This is a genomic window from Mycobacterium riyadhense, from assembly GCF_963853645.1.
Lineage (GTDB): Bacteria > Actinomycetota > Actinomycetes > Mycobacteriales > Mycobacteriaceae > Mycobacterium > Mycobacterium riyadhense.
In genome coordinates this window covers 3,343,725-3,358,947 of sequence record NZ_OY970456.1, presented here as the reverse complement: position 1 = coordinate 3,358,947, position 15,223 = coordinate 3,343,725, and the positions used below count along the sequence as shown (strand labels likewise).

Sequence of the window (15,223 nt, the reverse complement as noted above, 5' to 3'; positions counted from 1 at the left end):
TGGGTAACCGTCTCGGGACACGAGACGGGAAGAGGTGTGCAATGGCTGAAGTCAGCGACTTTGTGCTGGAACGACTCCGCGACTGGGGAATCACACATGTGTTCGCCTACCCCGGCGACGGTATCAATGGGCTGCTCGCGGCGTGGGGCCGCGCCGACAACAGGCCGATGTTCGTCCAGGCGCGACACGAGGAAATGGCGGCCTTCGAAGCGGTAGGCTACGCCAAATTCAGTGGTCGACTCGGGGTGTGCGCGGCGACCTCCGGCCCGGGCGCGATCCACCTGCTCAACGGCCTCTACGACGCGAAACTCGACCGGGTACCGGTGGTAGCGATCGTGGGGCAAACCGACCGCACAGCAATGGGCGGCTGGTACCAACAAGAGGTCGACCTGTTGAGTTTGTTCAAGGATGTTGCCAGCGACTACGTTCAGATGGTCACGGTGCCCGAGCAGCTGCCCAACGTGCTCGACCGCGCCATTCGCACCGCGTTGACCCGACGTGGACCGACGGCGCTGATCATCCCCGAGGACGTACAAGAGCTCGAATATTCGTCTCCTGCACACGAATTCAAGATGGTGCCGTCCAGTCTGGGGTTCGAGCAACCCGCCGTTGAACCCTCTGCCAACGGGCTACAGCGGGCCGCCGACGTGCTCAACGCGGGTGAACGCGTCGCGATGCTTGTCGGATCCGGCGCGCGCAACGCCGTCAAGGAGATCACCGAGCTCGCCGACGTCCTCGGTGCGGGGGTGGCAAAAGCGTTGCTGGGCAAGGATGTGCTGTCCGATGAACTGCCGTGGGTGACCGGATCTATCGGATTGTTGGGCACCCGTCCCAGCTATGAGTTGATGCGCGACTGCGACACTTTGCTCACCATCGGGTCCAGTTTTCCGTATACGCAGTTCTTGCCGCCCTTCGGTGCGGCACGCGGCGTGCAGATCGATATCGACCCCACGGTCATCGGCATGCGTTACCCCAACGAGGTGAACCTGGTGGGCGACGCCGCCATGACGGTGCGCGCACTGCTGCCGCTGTTGCGGCGCAAGACCGACCGGACTTGGCGGGAGACGATCGAACACAACGTGCACCGTTGGTGGGAAACCATGGCAATGGAAGCCGATGTGTCCGCCGATCCGATCAACCCGATGCGGCTGTTCACCGAGTTGTCGCCAAAGCTGCCCGAGAATGCGATCGTCACCGCCGACTCGGGTTCAGCGGCGAATTGGTATGCCCGCCAACTAAAGTTCCGTGGCAATATTCGCGGCTCGTTGTCGGGCACCCTGGCCACGATGGGTCCGGGCGTCCCGTACGGCATTGGCGCGAAGTTCGCTCATTCGGACCGACCAGTCATTGTTTTCGCCGGTGACGGCGCGATGCAGATGAACGGCTTGGCCGAACTGATCACCATCGCACACTACTGGCAGCACTGGACGGATCCTCGGCTTGTCGTTGCGGTCCTGCACAACAACGACCTGAACCAGGTGACCTGGGAGATGCGGGCGATGGGCGGCGCACCGAAATTCGCCGAATCCCAAACCCTTCCTGATGTCGACTATGCGGCGTTTGCGGCCAGCCTGGGCTTCGGCTCGGCAACCCTGACCGATCCCGAGCAGATTTCGTCGGCGTGGGATCGGGCGCTGGCCGCCGACCGGCCAACGCTGCTGGACGTGCATTGCGACCCGAATGTTCCCCCGGTGCCGCCGCATGCCAGCTTGGACCAGATGAAGGCCGCCGTCAGTGCCGTGCTGCACGGCGACGTGGACGCGTTCGGCATCATCAAGGAAGGCATCAAGATCAAAGCGCAGGAGTTCTTGCCGCACCGGGAACCTAGCCGACGATGAGCAAACCCGGCGGCGCAGGTCGAGACGACACCGCCGTCCGGAACCTGCGCACTTGCACGCACATGTCGGCGCGGCGACCCCCAATCTGCGTCATCTGGAATGGTTCCACGACCATGTACGCATCGAGAACATGGCCATTGACGGCACGCTGAATCCGACGGGCGGCAGTGTTCGTCCCGACACGGATATGCCCGGCCACGGTCTGGCTGCCCGATTCGCCGATCTGGCTCAATTCCGCTGCGGCTGAGTCTTGTACATCGCAGCCAGCAGTACGGCTAGGTGCACCGCTTCTCTCCCGCCACTGTCGAGTTCGTGAATCTGGGTGCGGCAACTGAACCCGTCGGCGAGCACCACCGCGCCGCGGTCGGCGGCGCGAATTTCCGGCAACATGACCCGCTCAGCGCACGCTTCGCTGACGCCAAGGTGGCCGCGTTCGAAGCCGAAATTCCCGGCCAGGCCGCAGCATCCGGCACCCAGCTGCGCCACCTCAACTCCGGCATCCTCCAGCAGCTGCGCATCCGCGTCCCAGCCCAGTACGGCGTGCTGGTGGCAATGCACCTGGGCCAACGCGGACAGCTTTCCGCCAACTGGCCGCGGTGGCTGGTAGCCGGGCGAGTGCTCGGTTAGCAGTTCGGCGAGGGTGACGGTCTGATCGCGCAGCCGCAGCACGTCGTGATTGTCGGGGAACAGCTCGGCCGCGTCGGCGCGAAACACCGTGGTGCAGCTGGGTTCCAGGCCCACCACCAGCCCGCCGGCGCGCACGTGCGGCGCCAGCGCGGCCACCGTGCGTGCGAGCACTTCCTTTGCGGTTCGCAGCTGGCCGGTAGAGATCCACGTCAACCCACAACACAGCCGCGGTGGCGGCAGCGTTACTCGCCACCCGGCCTCTTCGAGCACATGCACCGCCGCGTGGCCAACTTGAGGGTGGAAGCAGTTGGTGAACGTGTCAGGCCAGAGCATGACCGTGCCGCGCTTGCCGCTGGCGCGTGTGGTGCGCTTGGTGAACCATTGTCGCAGTGTCTGTTTGGCGAAGCGCGGAATCTCGCGGTCGGCAACCCCGGCCGCGGCTATCGCGGCCCTGCGCAGCCCCGGCGTGCGCGTCAGCGCGTTGGCCAACCACCCCATTCGTGCGTCAGTAACCATACGCGCGGCGACCGGCAACCATCCCATCGATAGGTCGGAGCGGGGCCGGCGCCACTGCCGGCCTTCGTAGTGGTGGGCCAGGAACTCGGCTTTGTAGGTGGCCATGTCGACATCTGCCGGGCAGTCGGACTTGCAGCCCTTGCACGCCAGGCAGAGATCCAGCGCCCTTTTGACATCCGTCGATCGCCACCCGTCCTGAATCGGACTGTCGCCGTGACCGTCAAGCATCTCGAACAGCAACCGGGCCCGTCCGCGGGTGGAATGTTCTTCCTCCCGGGTGACCTGATACGACGGGCACATCACCTGTCCGGAGCTGGTATCAAGCTGACGGCACTTGCCCACTCCCACACAGCGATTGGCCGCATGCACGAACGACCCACCATCGTGCGGATAGTGGAAGTGTAAGTCTTGTGGCGTGATTGGTGCCCAGGTCGACCCGAGACGCAGGTTGGCATCCAGCGGTTGCGGCGCCACGACCTTGCCCGGGTTCATCCGGTCCTGTGGGTCGAAGATGTCCTTCAGTTCCGCGAACGCCGACATCAGCCGGTGGCCGAATATCCGCGGAAGCAGCTCGCCCCGAGTCTGGCCATCGCCATGCTCGCCCGACAGCGATCCACCGAATTCCGATACCAGATCGGCGGCACGCTCCAGAAAGCGGCGATACGCCGAGACACCTTCGGCTGTGAACAAGTCGAAGGGGATGCGGGTATGGACACAACCCTGGCCGAAATGCCCGTACAAACTGGGTGCGGCCGCACTGCTGTAGCCGAACTCCTCGTAGAGCGCCTGCAGCCGACGCAGGTAGTTGCCGAGCCGTTCGGGAGGTACCGCCGAATCTTCCCATCCTTCGAAGGTTTCCGCGTGCCCTGGCACGTGCGCAGTAGCACCTAGACCAGCCTCGCGCACCTGCCAGAGTTCGTCCTCGCGTGCGGGGTCGTCCAGACAAGACACCGTGGCGTCGTGCTCGCTTTCGTGCAGCCCGTCGAGCATCCGCTTCGCCTGCGCGTCAACCGTGTCCTGGTCATTGCCGCCGAACTGTGCCAACAAGAACGCCGCCCCTTCCGGCAACTTCTTGATTGCTTCGGCGTTGAGATGGTGCAGCCGTTCATCCCTGATTAGCTTGTCGTCCATGGCCTCCAAGGCGATCGGCTCATACGGCAGTACCGAGCACACCGCATCGCCGGCTTGGTCGATACTCGGGTATCCCAGAACCACCAGTGCCCGCTTGGGCCATGTCTCGATCAGCTCCAGTTCCGCGCGCAACACGGTGACAAGTGTGGATTCGCTGCCAACGAGCAGGCCGGCTACGTCGAAATTGTGTTCCGGGAGAAGCGAATCCAGGTTGTATCCAGACACCCGCCGGGGAATCGCGGGGAACCCGTTGCGAATGTCGTCGGCGAACTCGTCACGCAATCGTCGCAGCCGTCGGTAAAGCGCAGCCCTCAAGTCACCGTGGGCCTCAATCTGGGCATACTCCTCATCACTGGTCTCGCCGCACCAGAACCGGGTTCCGTCGTAGCACAGGACCTCCAGCCTCGCGATGTTGTCGACCACCTTGCCGCAACGCTGCGCCGTCGACCCACAGGAGTTGTTGCCGATCATCCCGCCCACCGTGCAATTCGCGTGCGTCGACGGCTCCGGGCCGAAGCGCAGCCCGGTGGATTCCAGTCGGCGGTTGAGTTCGTCGAGGACGATTCCGGGCTGCACCACGCAGCGTTTGGCCTTGGCATCCACCGATTCCAGTTTGTCGCAGTACTTCGACCAATCCAGCACCACCGCGGTATTGGTGCACTGGCCTGCCAAACTGGTTCCGCCCCCACGTGACAGCACCGGTGCTCCGAACGCGCGGGCAACGGCCACCGCTTCGACCGCTGCCTCGGGGGTGCGGGGTACAACGACGCCAATGGGCAGCTGTCGGAAGTTGGAGGCATCCGTCGAATACGCGGCCCGGCTGCCGTCGTCGAAACGGACCTCGCCGTCCACTCTTTCGGCCAGCATCGCTTCCAGTCGCGCCGTGTCGATCTCATGCTGCGCTGCAAAGCGCGTCGACACAACCGTCACCACCGGACATGCGCCCCTTTCCGTCCGCTACCGACTCGAGGACTACCCGCTGCGCGCGGGCCTAACCTAGCGATTCGCCATGTGCCGTACGTCTGTTCGAGCTCGGACATCGCGCAGCGATTCGGTCACATGTTTGAGGCTTCCGTCATCCGGAAACCCTGATGGTGCAGGGGAATTCCAAGAACCGACGCGTGTACGACGCGTGCTGGTGCGACCCCTGTCGGCTGAGCGCAACAGACCGGGCGCGAAGTCCAGGTAAGCCAAGCAACGACAAGGAGGAGACGCATGGCGAACAAAAGTGCCCCACGAGAGGCCGTCGAGGGCGTCGTTGAGGGCGTGAAGGGCAAGGCGAAGGAAGCCGAAGCAGCATCGGCTCGCGGCGGTGCGGCTGCGGCCGAGGAACGCGAGAAGGCCAGGCAGTAGCTTGTCGCGCGAATGGGTCCAGTCCGCAGCGGTCTGGGCCCATTCATCTCTGCCTACGATTCGCCTGTATGGATCATCGGAACCCTATGCAGGACCGCCATTTTCGAGTTTTGCGCGGGATCGACGTCTCAAAACAACATTGCCGTAAACACGACATCGGCGAGGAGCAAGGCGAACCCAGAGACTGGAACAAGGAAGCCCAAGCGACGGAACGCGGTGAAGCAGGAGACAACGATTGTCAAGGCGGCAACCACCGGTGCGCCATAAAGCAACACGCCGTACACGATGCCGCTCGGCCCCAGCTGTGGGCATTGCGCAGCGCTACACGCGGCGATGCTCATTGCCGCGCCGACCGCCAACATCATGATCAACAGCGCCGCTGGAACCGTCAGCAACGCCAGCCCCCAGTTCACCAATCCACGACGGCGACGGCCGTGATCGCTATTCTTCGGCGATTGGGTGCTCACATTGGAGATGCGCTCGCCGGTTTGTTGGTTCGACAGATTCATGCGCCCCCCTTCGTAGGATCTCGCAGCCTTATCGCGCCACAGCCGCACGCGACTTCTTGTCAACTACCCACGTTCGTTGTGCTGAAACACGATGTGCCGTGCCGGGCAGGCCCAGATGGCACCAGCCGGCGAGCAAATGTTTATCCGTATATCCGAGGGGTAGTCGGACGATATTGCCAAGCACTGGGGAGCACTCATGTCTGCGTCTGACGTGCCGATGATATACCCGGTTCGGCCCAGCGGCCCCAGTACCGCAAGAGCACTGGTTGGCCAGTTCAGCGAAGCGACAGCCCAACTGGCCGAGACCTTTCAACGAATCGCCAGCGGATGGCCGGAAGTCGGGGTACGCCGACAAAACCGCAAGACTCCGCAGGTGGTGGTGGTTACAGGCGCCAGCGCCGGCATCGGACGGGCCACCGTACGGTTGCTGGCACAGCGTGAAAGCCGCATCGGACTGCTGGCCCGTGGTACGACAGGCTTGGATGCCGCAGCCGCCGAGGTGCGGGCCGCGGGCGGCGAAGCCCTTCCGATTCCCACCGACGTAGCGGATTTCAGCGCGGTGGAGCGGGCGGCGCGTCAGGTCGAGGAACGCTTTGGCCCCATCGACGCGTGGATCAACGTGGCGTTCACGTCATTGTTCGCGCCGTTCACCGCCATCGAGCCGGATGAATACCGCCGAGTGACCGAGGTGAGCTACCTGGGCTACGTACACGGCACCAAGGTCGCGCTCGATCACATGCGCACACGTGATTCTGGTGTGATCGTGCAGGTAGGTTCGGCGCTGGGCAGCCGCGCCATACCGCTGCAGTCGGCCTATTGTGGCGCCAAGCACGCGATCAACGGGTTCACCGAATCGGTACGCACCGAGCTGATGCACGCACGCAGCAACGTTCGGATCACCGTGGTACAGATGCCGGCGGTCAACACTCCGCAATTCTCCTGGGTGCGGTCGCGCATGACCAATCACCCTCAGCCGGTTCCCCCGATATATCAGCCTGAAGTCGCCGCTCGTGGAGTGGTCTACGCACTGGATCATCCACGCCGCAAGCAGTACTGGGTCGGCGCCAGCACAGTCGGAACCGTTGTGGCTCAACGTCTGGTCCCTGGATTACTCGACCGCTACCTGGCTCGCACCGGATATGACTCCCAGCAGACGGATCAGCCGGTCGGTCCCGATCGGCCCGCCAACCTCTGGGAGCCGCTGGATGGACCCGGCGGCGAGGACCACGGTGCGCACGGAGTCTTTGACAGCCGTTCGCATTCACACAGTGGCCAGTCGTGGGCGTCGCGGCACGCTCGAACTCTCGTGCCGGGTCTGACTCTGGTAAGCACTGCCGCGGCCGCTCAGTGGGCCCGCCGCCGAGTTCAGCGATGACTCGGGCCAGCTGGGTCGAGCGGTGCAGAGCTGGCTGAACCCGCTGGTCTGGCTGACCTTTTCGAGTATTGGCCGGGTCACCGTCTCTCGAGGTCGACGCCGGCCCCCGCATTCCGCAGGTCGTCGACGAATAACCGGTAGCTCTCGCGATGGCCTGCGCTGCGATCACGCAGGATCGCCGATGGATGAACGGTGGCCATGACCACCGGTTCTGGTTCTACGTCGACGCCAAGGGTTGCTGGCAGATGCAAATGCTCACCCCGATGGGCGGTTAACCGAAACGCACTGCCCAGCAAGGATTGTGCGGCGGTTGCACCGAGACAGACGATCAGTCTCGGCTTTGATCGCGCGTTCTCAACACGTTTCGCGGTGCGCTAGCTCATCCCTGCGCCGACTGCTGCGCCATCGCATAGCCAAGGTGAAGAAAGTCGGCACCCGCCAATGCGGTGAAGGTGCCCGCGATCGGACGCGTTAACCGGGGCGCATAGATCAACCCGATGGCAAACATCGTGGCCACCCACATATCGAGACAGAATGGGCATGTCAACATCTCCCCCAAAGCTGTGCCCGGGTACCCGTTCGGCGGCAAGCAATCCACTGCCAAAGTGGCTGCGTGCGCCCGCAATACACGGCACGTGTACGCCATTCGCACGGGAATCCCGCCGCGAGACAGGACGCATCGCCCAAAAGACAGTGACATCCGCGTCGGGCATAGTAATTGGGCCCAATCGGGTATATCGCACCCAGGAAGGTGAAGCCGTAGGTGGTCCAACGTGACCAATCCACGGCTGTGACAACGCGGGACTGATCAGGAGTGGTCATGAGCGCAATACTTGAGCACCCGACGGTGACAGCCGTCGCCGATGACACGGAATTGCTCGATGAACAACTCACCGAGTTACGGGCACTCGCACAACAGGACTCTGTGACCGAAGACCAAATCTACGACTTCAGCATAAGGTGGGGTACCGTGCTGGCCGGCCGGCTACGACGCCTGGCGCACTACGGCGCCGTGGGTTTGCTCGACGCAGCTGACGAAGTCGGATTTCAGAACCTGCGCCACGAACTCAACGAAGTATCGAACCTCATCGATCAATTCAAACTTTCTCGACCTCGCCTCGCGGAGAGCGCCTGCCCGCGGCGTCACCACATCTGGATGTGAATAAGGAATTCCTTGCGCTGCAAGTTAATCCCCACCCGCACCCCACGCGCGCCGCACCAATAATGCGCACTACTGAAGGGATATCGGGCCGCCACTGCCGCAAACCACCCACAACCTCGGCGTGCGCACTCTGGCCACCGTCGCCACGATCGATCCCGTCACCGGCGTCGAAACCGTCGTCGAGTATGAGAATCCGGCCCCGCTGAAAGCCACCCTGCTGGCGCGGCGGCGGGCCAGTCGTGAACTTTCCCGCCGTATCCCCGGAGCGCACGGTCATCGGGCAGCCAAAGCCAAGCTGACCGGACTAGATCGTCGGCGCGTGCATCTACGGCGGGAAGCAGCCCACCAACTCACCACACAGCTGGCGCCACGGGCGTTGATGCGTATCCAGATCGGCAGACGTCTGCTTTTTCTCGAGTAGCCAGTCGACTACCGCTCTGCGCGCTGCCAGCCCTTGGGGGGGAGCTACGGTTCCGCCCGATCGACGCTGAAAGCGCCTCGGCACCGGAAGCCAGCGCCACGTCGAAGTTGCTGGCGCGGTTGCCCGGAGTGCACAACCAGCTGCGTGGTTGCGTTTCATGAGTTAGAGGCGGTGGTGCGTTGCATAACTGTCGACACGGCACCGTAACAGCGGCGATGGATAATGGTGAAGCACAGGATGCTGATGACGATGAGGTCGTATTGCTTGTAGCCCCGGCTGTGTGCGCCCGCAATGCTGGCGTCGAGATGACTGCGGCTAGGTCGCGTCGTCGCAACGGTCGATGGCGCAGTCAGCCGGGTGTTGTCGGTGAGAGCGATGGTGCGACCTGAATGATGGCGATTGTGATCGCCGTCAGCGACGTCCTCCCGACATCGGCCGTGACAGACAGCGGCAAGACGCGTGGACTGCGTATCCATAAGGGACTCCTACGTGTGGCGTATAGGACGTCCCAACTGTGACCTCTCATAACCAATCACGTCCAATAGGATAGTTGATCAAATCGATTCGAAATCTGATTGATATTGCTCGCGGAGCCTCAATTCGGTCCTGCGGTTGCTGCGATCGCGAAGCCCAAGTCGGGTTTCGCATTTCGGTGGTAACACTGGGCGTTGATCGACAGGCGACGTCTGTCGAGGACGTCCGAGAGTAGCTCATAGTGCGGTTAGAACCGGTGTACTTCGTGGACCGAATATGCCGCTCATCGTTTGGACTGCGCTGCCCCGCACTGCCCGTCGCGAGATTCGGCCAGCACGCGGACACCCGAAGTTGTCAGGAATTCGATGAAGCGTCTTGCGGCCGGAGACGGGTGGCGGTTTTTGATCCATATTGCTCCCACCTCGCGATGGGCCACAGGACGACTGATGGGTATCTCGGCGAGTCCCTCCTCGGCGTGTCTCTGCCGGGCATCGGGACAACCTGGCAGCAGCGCAACTCCCAGGCCCGCGCGAACGAGGCCGCGCACCGTGGTGATCTCCTGCCCTTCGAACACCAGAGCCGGCTCGAAACCTGCTTGGGCACACAGACGATCGAATACCTGTCGTAAACCGTAAGGCTCGGTCAATGCGATAAACGACTCACCGGCAACCTCGTGCCACCTGACGGAGCGTCGACGGGCAAGACGATGCCTGGTGCTAACAACCAGGTATAGGCGCTCGTCATCGAGCACCACCGATTCCAAGCGTGGGTCGTCGGGAATCGGCGCCACGACTGCCACATCGATGGTGCCGCTGAGCATCTGTTCAAGCAGTTCGTCGATCGGGCCTTGTTGAAGTCCGAAGGTGATGTCGGGATATGCCGCCAAGAAAGCGTCGATGAGCACGGGTACGTCGCGCACCCCACGGCTGTGGACAAAGCCCAGGCCGACTCGGCCGTGATCGGGATCGATGATGTCGCTTACTTCATGGCGGGCAGCTCGCAGGCTGGTCAACGCGACTCGGGCGCTGGGCAGGAAGGCGCGACCGGCTGGGGTGATTGCGATTCCGCGGCCCGACTGTTGAACCAGCGGTGCACCGATGGCCTCACCAATACGACGCATCGCCGCGGTCACGGTGGGTTGTGGCACTCCCAACTTGTGGGCCGCCCGAGTGATGTGTTGTTCCTCTAACACAGCCACCGCGATGCTGAGTTGAGGCGCTAGCAGCGCAAACCAATCAGAATCCGAATCGATCATTTGATAATTGTATTGGACGTGATTGCTGTTCTCGACGGGCGCGTTCGCGGGCGTGGTCAGTACGTTCGCGAAATCACGTTCAGCCCAATAGATTTAGCGGATCGAGTGGAGATCGTGCGCTTCTGATTCAAGGGCGAGTGGCCAGTGCGCATGTGCGGGTGAGCCCATGTTCATCGAGGGCCGCCGCGGTGATGACCGGTACCGCTATTGCGACCAGTCTGGTGAGTGTGTGCCCCGGCAGCGATTCCACGGTGCACGTGACACCGAGTTCGGCCATCAGCCGAACGCCGTCGTACCAGCGGACGGCCTGAGCTGGCGAGTCCGCGAGGTCGTCGAGCACAGGCCAAGCCGAACCGACCGCTCGGCCGCCGGTGTTGGTGATGTACCTCAGTTTGAGCGTTCTGCGGGGGATGGTCGACAAGTGTGATCGCAGGGCGCGGGACGTGGGTTCTTGAACGGGCCCGTGTGAGGCAATCTCCATGTCGAGGTGGGTGAACGAGGTGGCTCCAGCGCGGCGGGCGAGCTGTTCGGCATCACTCAATGCCGGCGCTGTGCCACCGAGGACGGTCTGGGTTGCCGTGTTGATATTGGCCACCCACACGGGCTGGTCGGGGGTGGCGGCACGGTTGGCGAGCTGGTGGGCGGCCGCGGTTGTCAGGCCGGTGACTGCGGCCATTGCCCAGGTGCGCTCGCTGCAAACGGCGCGCATCGACTCGGCGCGCAGGTGCACGGCGATCAGCGCCTCGCGCAGGGTGAGCGCACCCGCGATGACCGCGGCTGCGAACGTCCCAACCGAGTGGCCCGCGACATATTGCGCCGTTAGCCCCTTGTCGTCGAGTAGCGCTCTGCCGCAGGCTACGCCGGCAATCAGCAGGCTGAGCTGCGCGGCGACAGTGTCGGACTGGTACTCGGGGGCGTCGAGTGGGCCGGTGATGCCGAGGTCTTCGCACGTGGCGTGGGATTGCGCGATCACTGCCTGGGCCGCCGGCGTCTTGGGGAGGTCAGCCAGCATGCCGGCACGTTGGGCGCCTTGCCCGGGAAAGAGCAGTGCCACACTCATCGTGTCAGTGCCTTGGCGTCGATCAGGCGCGGTCCGGCTGCCGTTTTGGCCAGCAGTTGTGCTGCTCCTGAGGTGATTTCGGAGAACGCGATCGCACCCCAGCGGGTTTCGGCCTGGCAGTCCACGCGCACGGGTGCGTTGCGAAACGCACAGTCGAGTTCATGAATCCGCTGCAGCGCAGCCCGATTCTGCGTGTCGAGGTAGAGCACGAGGTCGAGATCACTCATCGGATGCACGGTCGGCGCACGTGAAGCGAGTTCGAATCCCACTGCGCCGGTTGGCCCCCAGGGCAGCTGGGTGCCCAGCAGATGCGGCCGCAAGAACCGCAGTGCATCGATGGCAGCGACCTTTCGTTGCGTGGAAAGATCGACGCGGGCGAGTTGCTCTGGTGTTACGACGGTTTCGACGGTCGAGTAGGCGACCGACATCGCGTATCGGTCTGACCTGGTGGCGCCGCGGACCCCGACGTCGATGCGCCCCGGCCGCGTAGTGGCGCGTCGGACCACCACCCAGGGCACTCGTGTCAGGGCGGCGGACACCCAGGCCGGTGCATGGGCTGGTATGAGGTCCGCGGTGACCGTGATTCGGAGCAGGTCGTGCGGCCGTGGCCGGTTCACGATCTACCCGGGCCGTTCCACTGGCGGGCCAGCACGTCGCGCACCGCGCGGGAAGCGTGGCGGGTGCGCTGGGCGGCGGGCGAATCGAGTCGGTTGGATAGGTCTGTCGGGCCATGGCGGGCGCGTTCGACCGCTTCGGCAATGGCTGTTGTGACCGCCGTGACATCGTGCTGGGTTGGGGTGTCTGCGTCATCTACCGAAAGGCGTTCATCGCAAAATCCCAGTGTCGCCCAATCGGATACGCGATAGCTCAGCGGTGCGATGGTGTTGGCAAGGTCGTCGAGCTCTTTGACGGTGCGCTGGGTGACGCGGGCGGCGGCATCGCGGTGCATGGCGTGGATCTGGACCCCGGGGTCGTCCAGGGCCAGGATTTGGTTGGCCTGCAGCCCGTGGGTGAGGAAGCCGCCGGACAGGGCCGTTCCGACGACGAGTGCGATCACTGGATGTCCCGTGGTGCGGGCGGTGTGATACGCGTCGACGGTTGTTGCCATGGCTTGGTGCAGTCCGACGATTTCTTCGACACGTCCGTAGGCTTGGCTGGGCAGGTCGACGATGGCAACGACGGCACGTTTGGCGGTTGCCGAGCGGTCTGCGTCGATCAGTTCGTGGATGGCTTGAGCCAGGGCCAGTGCTTCGGTCAGTCCGACTTCGCCGTTGCGGGCACACCGGTAGGCGTTGTCCGGGTCGGGTATGACGGCAAGGTACAGTGCGGTATCGGTCAGCACGCGCAACACCGACGGGATTACGGGTTCTGTGGTGTGCCCTGCGGTGAGTGCGGCCAGCCATGTTCGTCCCCGGGAGTCCGGTGGGGTGAGCGCGGTCCTCGGGTGGCAGGTCGGCCGGGCGATTTGGTGCAATTGCTCGGCGGTGGGCGGGTCGATGCGGTCGACAGTGGCGAGTCGACGGGCGAGCAGGTCGATGCGTTCGCTGCGATGCTGGCCTGACGGGGGCACTCCTGCGCGCAGAGCCGCGACGACCGTGCTGCGGATCCGGTCCGCGTCGTCGGGGACGAGGTCGTCGGCCAGTGCGGCCGCGTGGCGGGCCCGACCGCCATCGACGGACCAGACCAGCGCGCGGTCGCAGGAGTCGAATTCGTCTATACCGTGCTCTTGTTCGATAACTTCCGGTCCGTTGAGGCCGATGCGGGCCTGCGGGGTCACGATCAGGCGCGTGCACAGTCCGGCGGCGATGCTCATGCCGCCGAACGATCCAACGGTGCCGGCGACCACACCGATGACCGGTGCCAGAGGTCGCAAATCCAGTAGAGCCGAACAGATTTCAGCGACAGCGTTGAGGCCAAGATTTGCTTCTTGCAGCCGCACCCCGCCGGTCTCGAACAGAATCACCGCAGCCACAGGGGCGCCGGCCCGCGATTCGGCTGCCGCTAGCAGCAGCCCCTGGGCGATCTTGGCGCCGGAGACTTCCCCGATCGCGCCGCCCTGGAAATGCTGTTCGATGGCGGCGACGACAACCGGTGTGCGGTCCATTGTGCCGCGTGCGATCACCACGCCGTCATCGGACTGTGGGGTGATTCCCTGGGGGTCCAGCCACGGTGACTCCAGCCGGGCGAACGGATCGGCCAGGACCCGCAGCGTTCCGTCGTCGAGCAGGGAGGTGCAGCGGGCAAGCGCGTCGAGCTCGATGAAACTGCGCCGGGCAAGCATTTGCTGCCAGGTTTGGCCCGTGCGGAGGTGGTCAACCGGGGCGTTCATGGGCGACCACCGCACGCCGCATCGGCCGCCTGGCGGAGCCGAAGGGTGACTACACCGGGAGTTGCGCCGTAGTCATTAAGCTCCCAGCGCCCGGCGAGTGGGGTGTGGGCGAAGAATCGTTCCAGCACCTCGCGCCAAACGGTGTCGAAGCCGTTGACACTGGTGCGCACGCGTACTGACGCATCGTCCGGGTGATCGCCCGCTGGGGGCTCGAGGAGTATTTCGAGGTCTCCCGAGGCGACGACTCCGACGTGTGCCGGGTTGGTGACCTGCTGTCTGGCAGGGAAGTGGTAGTTCAGTGTCTGCATGATGGGTCGCTCCTTCGGTCAAAGGCATCGAGGTAAACGGTGGCGGCGAGCAGATCCCCGGCGCCGCCAGGGGACAGCCGCCGTCGGGCACAGAGTTGATCGAGCATCCAAAAGCGTTGGCGTCCTTGGGGTGTCCGAATCCCACCCGCGGTCAGACAGGACCTGGCCGCGGATTGGATGGCCGTCAGTCCGGCGCGGCCGCCGCGGTGCAATAGGCAGGTGTCGTCGAGGCGGGCGATCAGTGCGAGCAGCGCGTCGTGGCGGGCCAGTGAAGGGTCGCAGCCGGTGGCCAGGCCCGCACGTAGCGTGGGCAGTGCATGATCGGTGACGTGGGGAAACGCTGCCCTGGCCTCGCCAGGGGCGCCGAGGGCGCGATAGCGGCGCCGAGCGAGGGCCCCATGTGACCCTTGGGTGTGGTGATGGGCTGCGAGGGCGGGATCAGGGATGCGGGCTAGGCGTGCCGCGAAGTCGACGGACTCGTGAACCGTCGTGGCGCCGGCGCCTGCGGCGGCGCACAGCAGTCCCAGCGCCCACAGCGCGCCGCGGTGAGTATTGACCCCGCCGGTGGCGGTCAGCATTGACCGCTCGCCGGCTCGGCCAATACACCCGACACGTGCCCGTAGCTCGATTCCGAGGTCGAGTTCCATGGCGGCGCAGGCACATTCGTAGAACGCCGAGCGTAGCGCGTCCGCGGAGGTGAACAGCAGGGCGAGGGACATGTCCGTGTGGGCTCCGGGACCGCGCCGGTCGACGAGGCCAGGCTTGGGAGTCAGTTCGGCTTCCTCGCGCAGGGCATAGACCGCCAGATCGGCGATCTCGTGGGTCCCGAGTGCAGGAGACTGCACTGCGCATACCAGGGGTGGCA

At 64.2% G+C, this 15,223-nt stretch carries 14 protein-coding genes and 3 pseudogenes; 6 read left to right on the top strand and 11 right to left on the bottom strand.

Annotated features, from left to right (window positions below; all coding sequences use genetic code 11):
• Positions 1-41 precede the first annotated feature (41 nt).
• Positions 42-1,838 carry a thiamine pyrophosphate-requiring protein gene (locus AADZ78_RS15135; RefSeq protein WP_085250156.1) on the top strand — a complete coding sequence of 599 codons (1,797 nt, stop codon included), beginning with the start codon at positions 42-44 and terminating at the stop codon, positions 1,836-1,838.
• A 52-nt stretch (positions 1,839-1,890) separates the two neighbouring features.
• Positions 1,891-2,085, top strand: coding sequence for a hypothetical protein (locus AADZ78_RS15130; protein ID WP_204078973.1), 195 nt, complete (start codon positions 1,891-1,893; stop codon positions 2,083-2,085).
• Here the strand turns inward: AADZ78_RS15130 and AADZ78_RS15125 are convergent.
• Positions 2,067-5,033: an FAD-binding and (Fe-S)-binding domain-containing protein gene (locus AADZ78_RS15125; protein WP_239656726.1), complete on the bottom strand. Its 2,967-nt coding sequence runs from the start codon at positions 5,031-5,033 to the stop codon at positions 2,067-2,069. The genes AADZ78_RS15130 and AADZ78_RS15125 overlap by 19 nt on opposite strands.
• A gap of 294 nt (positions 5,034-5,327) precedes the next feature.
• Between AADZ78_RS15125 and AADZ78_RS15120 the strand changes: the two genes are divergently transcribed.
• Positions 5,328-5,465: a hypothetical protein gene (locus AADZ78_RS15120; RefSeq protein WP_169726278.1), complete on the top strand. Its 138-nt coding sequence runs from the start codon at positions 5,328-5,330 to the stop codon at positions 5,463-5,465.
• Positions 5,466-5,593: 128 nt separating this feature from the next.
• Here AADZ78_RS15120 and AADZ78_RS15115 read toward each other — a convergent pair whose 3' ends face one another.
• Positions 5,594-5,974 (bottom strand): hypothetical protein, encoded by a 381-nt coding sequence (locus AADZ78_RS15115; protein ID WP_085250154.1) that lies wholly within the window; start codon positions 5,972-5,974, stop codon positions 5,594-5,596.
• A 196-nt stretch (positions 5,975-6,170) separates the two neighbouring features.
• Here AADZ78_RS15115 and AADZ78_RS15110 point away from each other — a divergent pair, with 196 nt between their 5' ends.
• Positions 6,171-7,349 carry an SDR family oxidoreductase gene (locus tag AADZ78_RS15110; protein ID WP_264033197.1) on the top strand — a complete coding sequence of 393 codons (1,179 nt, stop codon included), beginning with the start codon at positions 6,171-6,173 and terminating at the stop codon, positions 7,347-7,349.
• 77 nt (positions 7,350-7,426) lie between these two features.
• Here AADZ78_RS15110 and AADZ78_RS15105 read toward each other — a convergent pair.
• Positions 7,427-7,687: pseudogene (locus AADZ78_RS15105) on the bottom strand (uracil-DNA glycosylase family protein); the annotation flags it as partial.
• A 41-nt stretch (positions 7,688-7,728) separates the two neighbouring features.
• Positions 7,729-7,911: pseudogene (locus tag AADZ78_RS15100) on the bottom strand (DUF1360 domain-containing protein); the annotation flags it as partial.
• Between the two features lie 258 nt (positions 7,912-8,169).
• Between AADZ78_RS15100 and AADZ78_RS15095 the strand changes: the two are divergent.
• Both AADZ78_RS15095 and AADZ78_RS15090 read left to right on the top strand, forming a co-directional pair.
• Complete coding sequence (locus AADZ78_RS15095) at positions 8,170-8,511, top strand: hypothetical protein (RefSeq protein ID WP_085250151.1); 342 nt, start codon at positions 8,170-8,172, stop codon at positions 8,509-8,511.
• 91 nt (positions 8,512-8,602) lie between these two features.
• A pseudogene (locus tag AADZ78_RS15090) lies at positions 8,603-8,878 on the top strand (transposase); the annotation flags it as partial.
• 209 nt (positions 8,879-9,087) lie between these two features.
• Here the strand turns inward: AADZ78_RS15090 and AADZ78_RS15085 are convergent.
• From AADZ78_RS15085 to mdcB, 7 genes are all read right to left on the bottom strand, one after another.
• Positions 9,088-9,408: a hypothetical protein gene (locus tag AADZ78_RS15085; protein ID WP_085250150.1), complete on the bottom strand. Its 321-nt coding sequence runs from the start codon at positions 9,406-9,408 to the stop codon at positions 9,088-9,090.
• 281 nt (positions 9,409-9,689) lie between these two features.
• Positions 9,690-10,661, bottom strand: coding sequence for a LysR family transcriptional regulator (locus AADZ78_RS15080; RefSeq protein ID WP_085250149.1), 972 nt, complete (start codon positions 10,659-10,661; stop codon positions 9,690-9,692).
• Positions 10,662-10,788: 127 nt separating this feature from the next.
• Positions 10,789-11,721, bottom strand: a complete 933-nt coding sequence (locus tag AADZ78_RS15075; RefSeq protein ID WP_085250148.1) for an ACP S-malonyltransferase — start codon at positions 11,719-11,721, stop codon at positions 10,789-10,791.
• On the bottom strand, positions 11,718-12,338 hold the full coding sequence (locus tag AADZ78_RS15070; protein WP_169726277.1) for a malonate decarboxylase holo-ACP synthase: 621 nt from the start codon (positions 12,336-12,338) through the stop codon (positions 11,718-11,720). Before AADZ78_RS15070 ends, AADZ78_RS15075 begins: the two co-directional genes overlap by 4 nt.
• Positions 12,335-14,050 carry a biotin-independent malonate decarboxylase subunit beta gene (locus tag AADZ78_RS15065; RefSeq protein ID WP_204903392.1) on the bottom strand — a complete coding sequence of 572 codons (1,716 nt, stop codon included), beginning with the start codon at positions 14,048-14,050 and terminating at the stop codon, positions 12,335-12,337. Before AADZ78_RS15065 ends, AADZ78_RS15070 begins: the two co-directional genes overlap by 4 nt.
• Positions 14,047-14,358: a malonate decarboxylase acyl carrier protein gene (mdcC, locus tag AADZ78_RS15060; RefSeq protein WP_085250146.1), complete on the bottom strand. Its 312-nt coding sequence runs from the start codon at positions 14,356-14,358 to the stop codon at positions 14,047-14,049. Before mdcC ends, AADZ78_RS15065 begins: the two co-directional genes overlap by 4 nt.
• Positions 14,346-15,203 (bottom strand): triphosphoribosyl-dephospho-CoA synthase MdcB, encoded by an 858-nt coding sequence (mdcB, locus tag AADZ78_RS15055; protein ID WP_239656727.1) that lies wholly within the window; start codon positions 15,201-15,203, stop codon positions 14,346-14,348. Before mdcB ends, mdcC begins: the two co-directional genes overlap by 13 nt.
• Between the last annotated feature and the right edge of the window lie 20 nt (positions 15,204-15,223).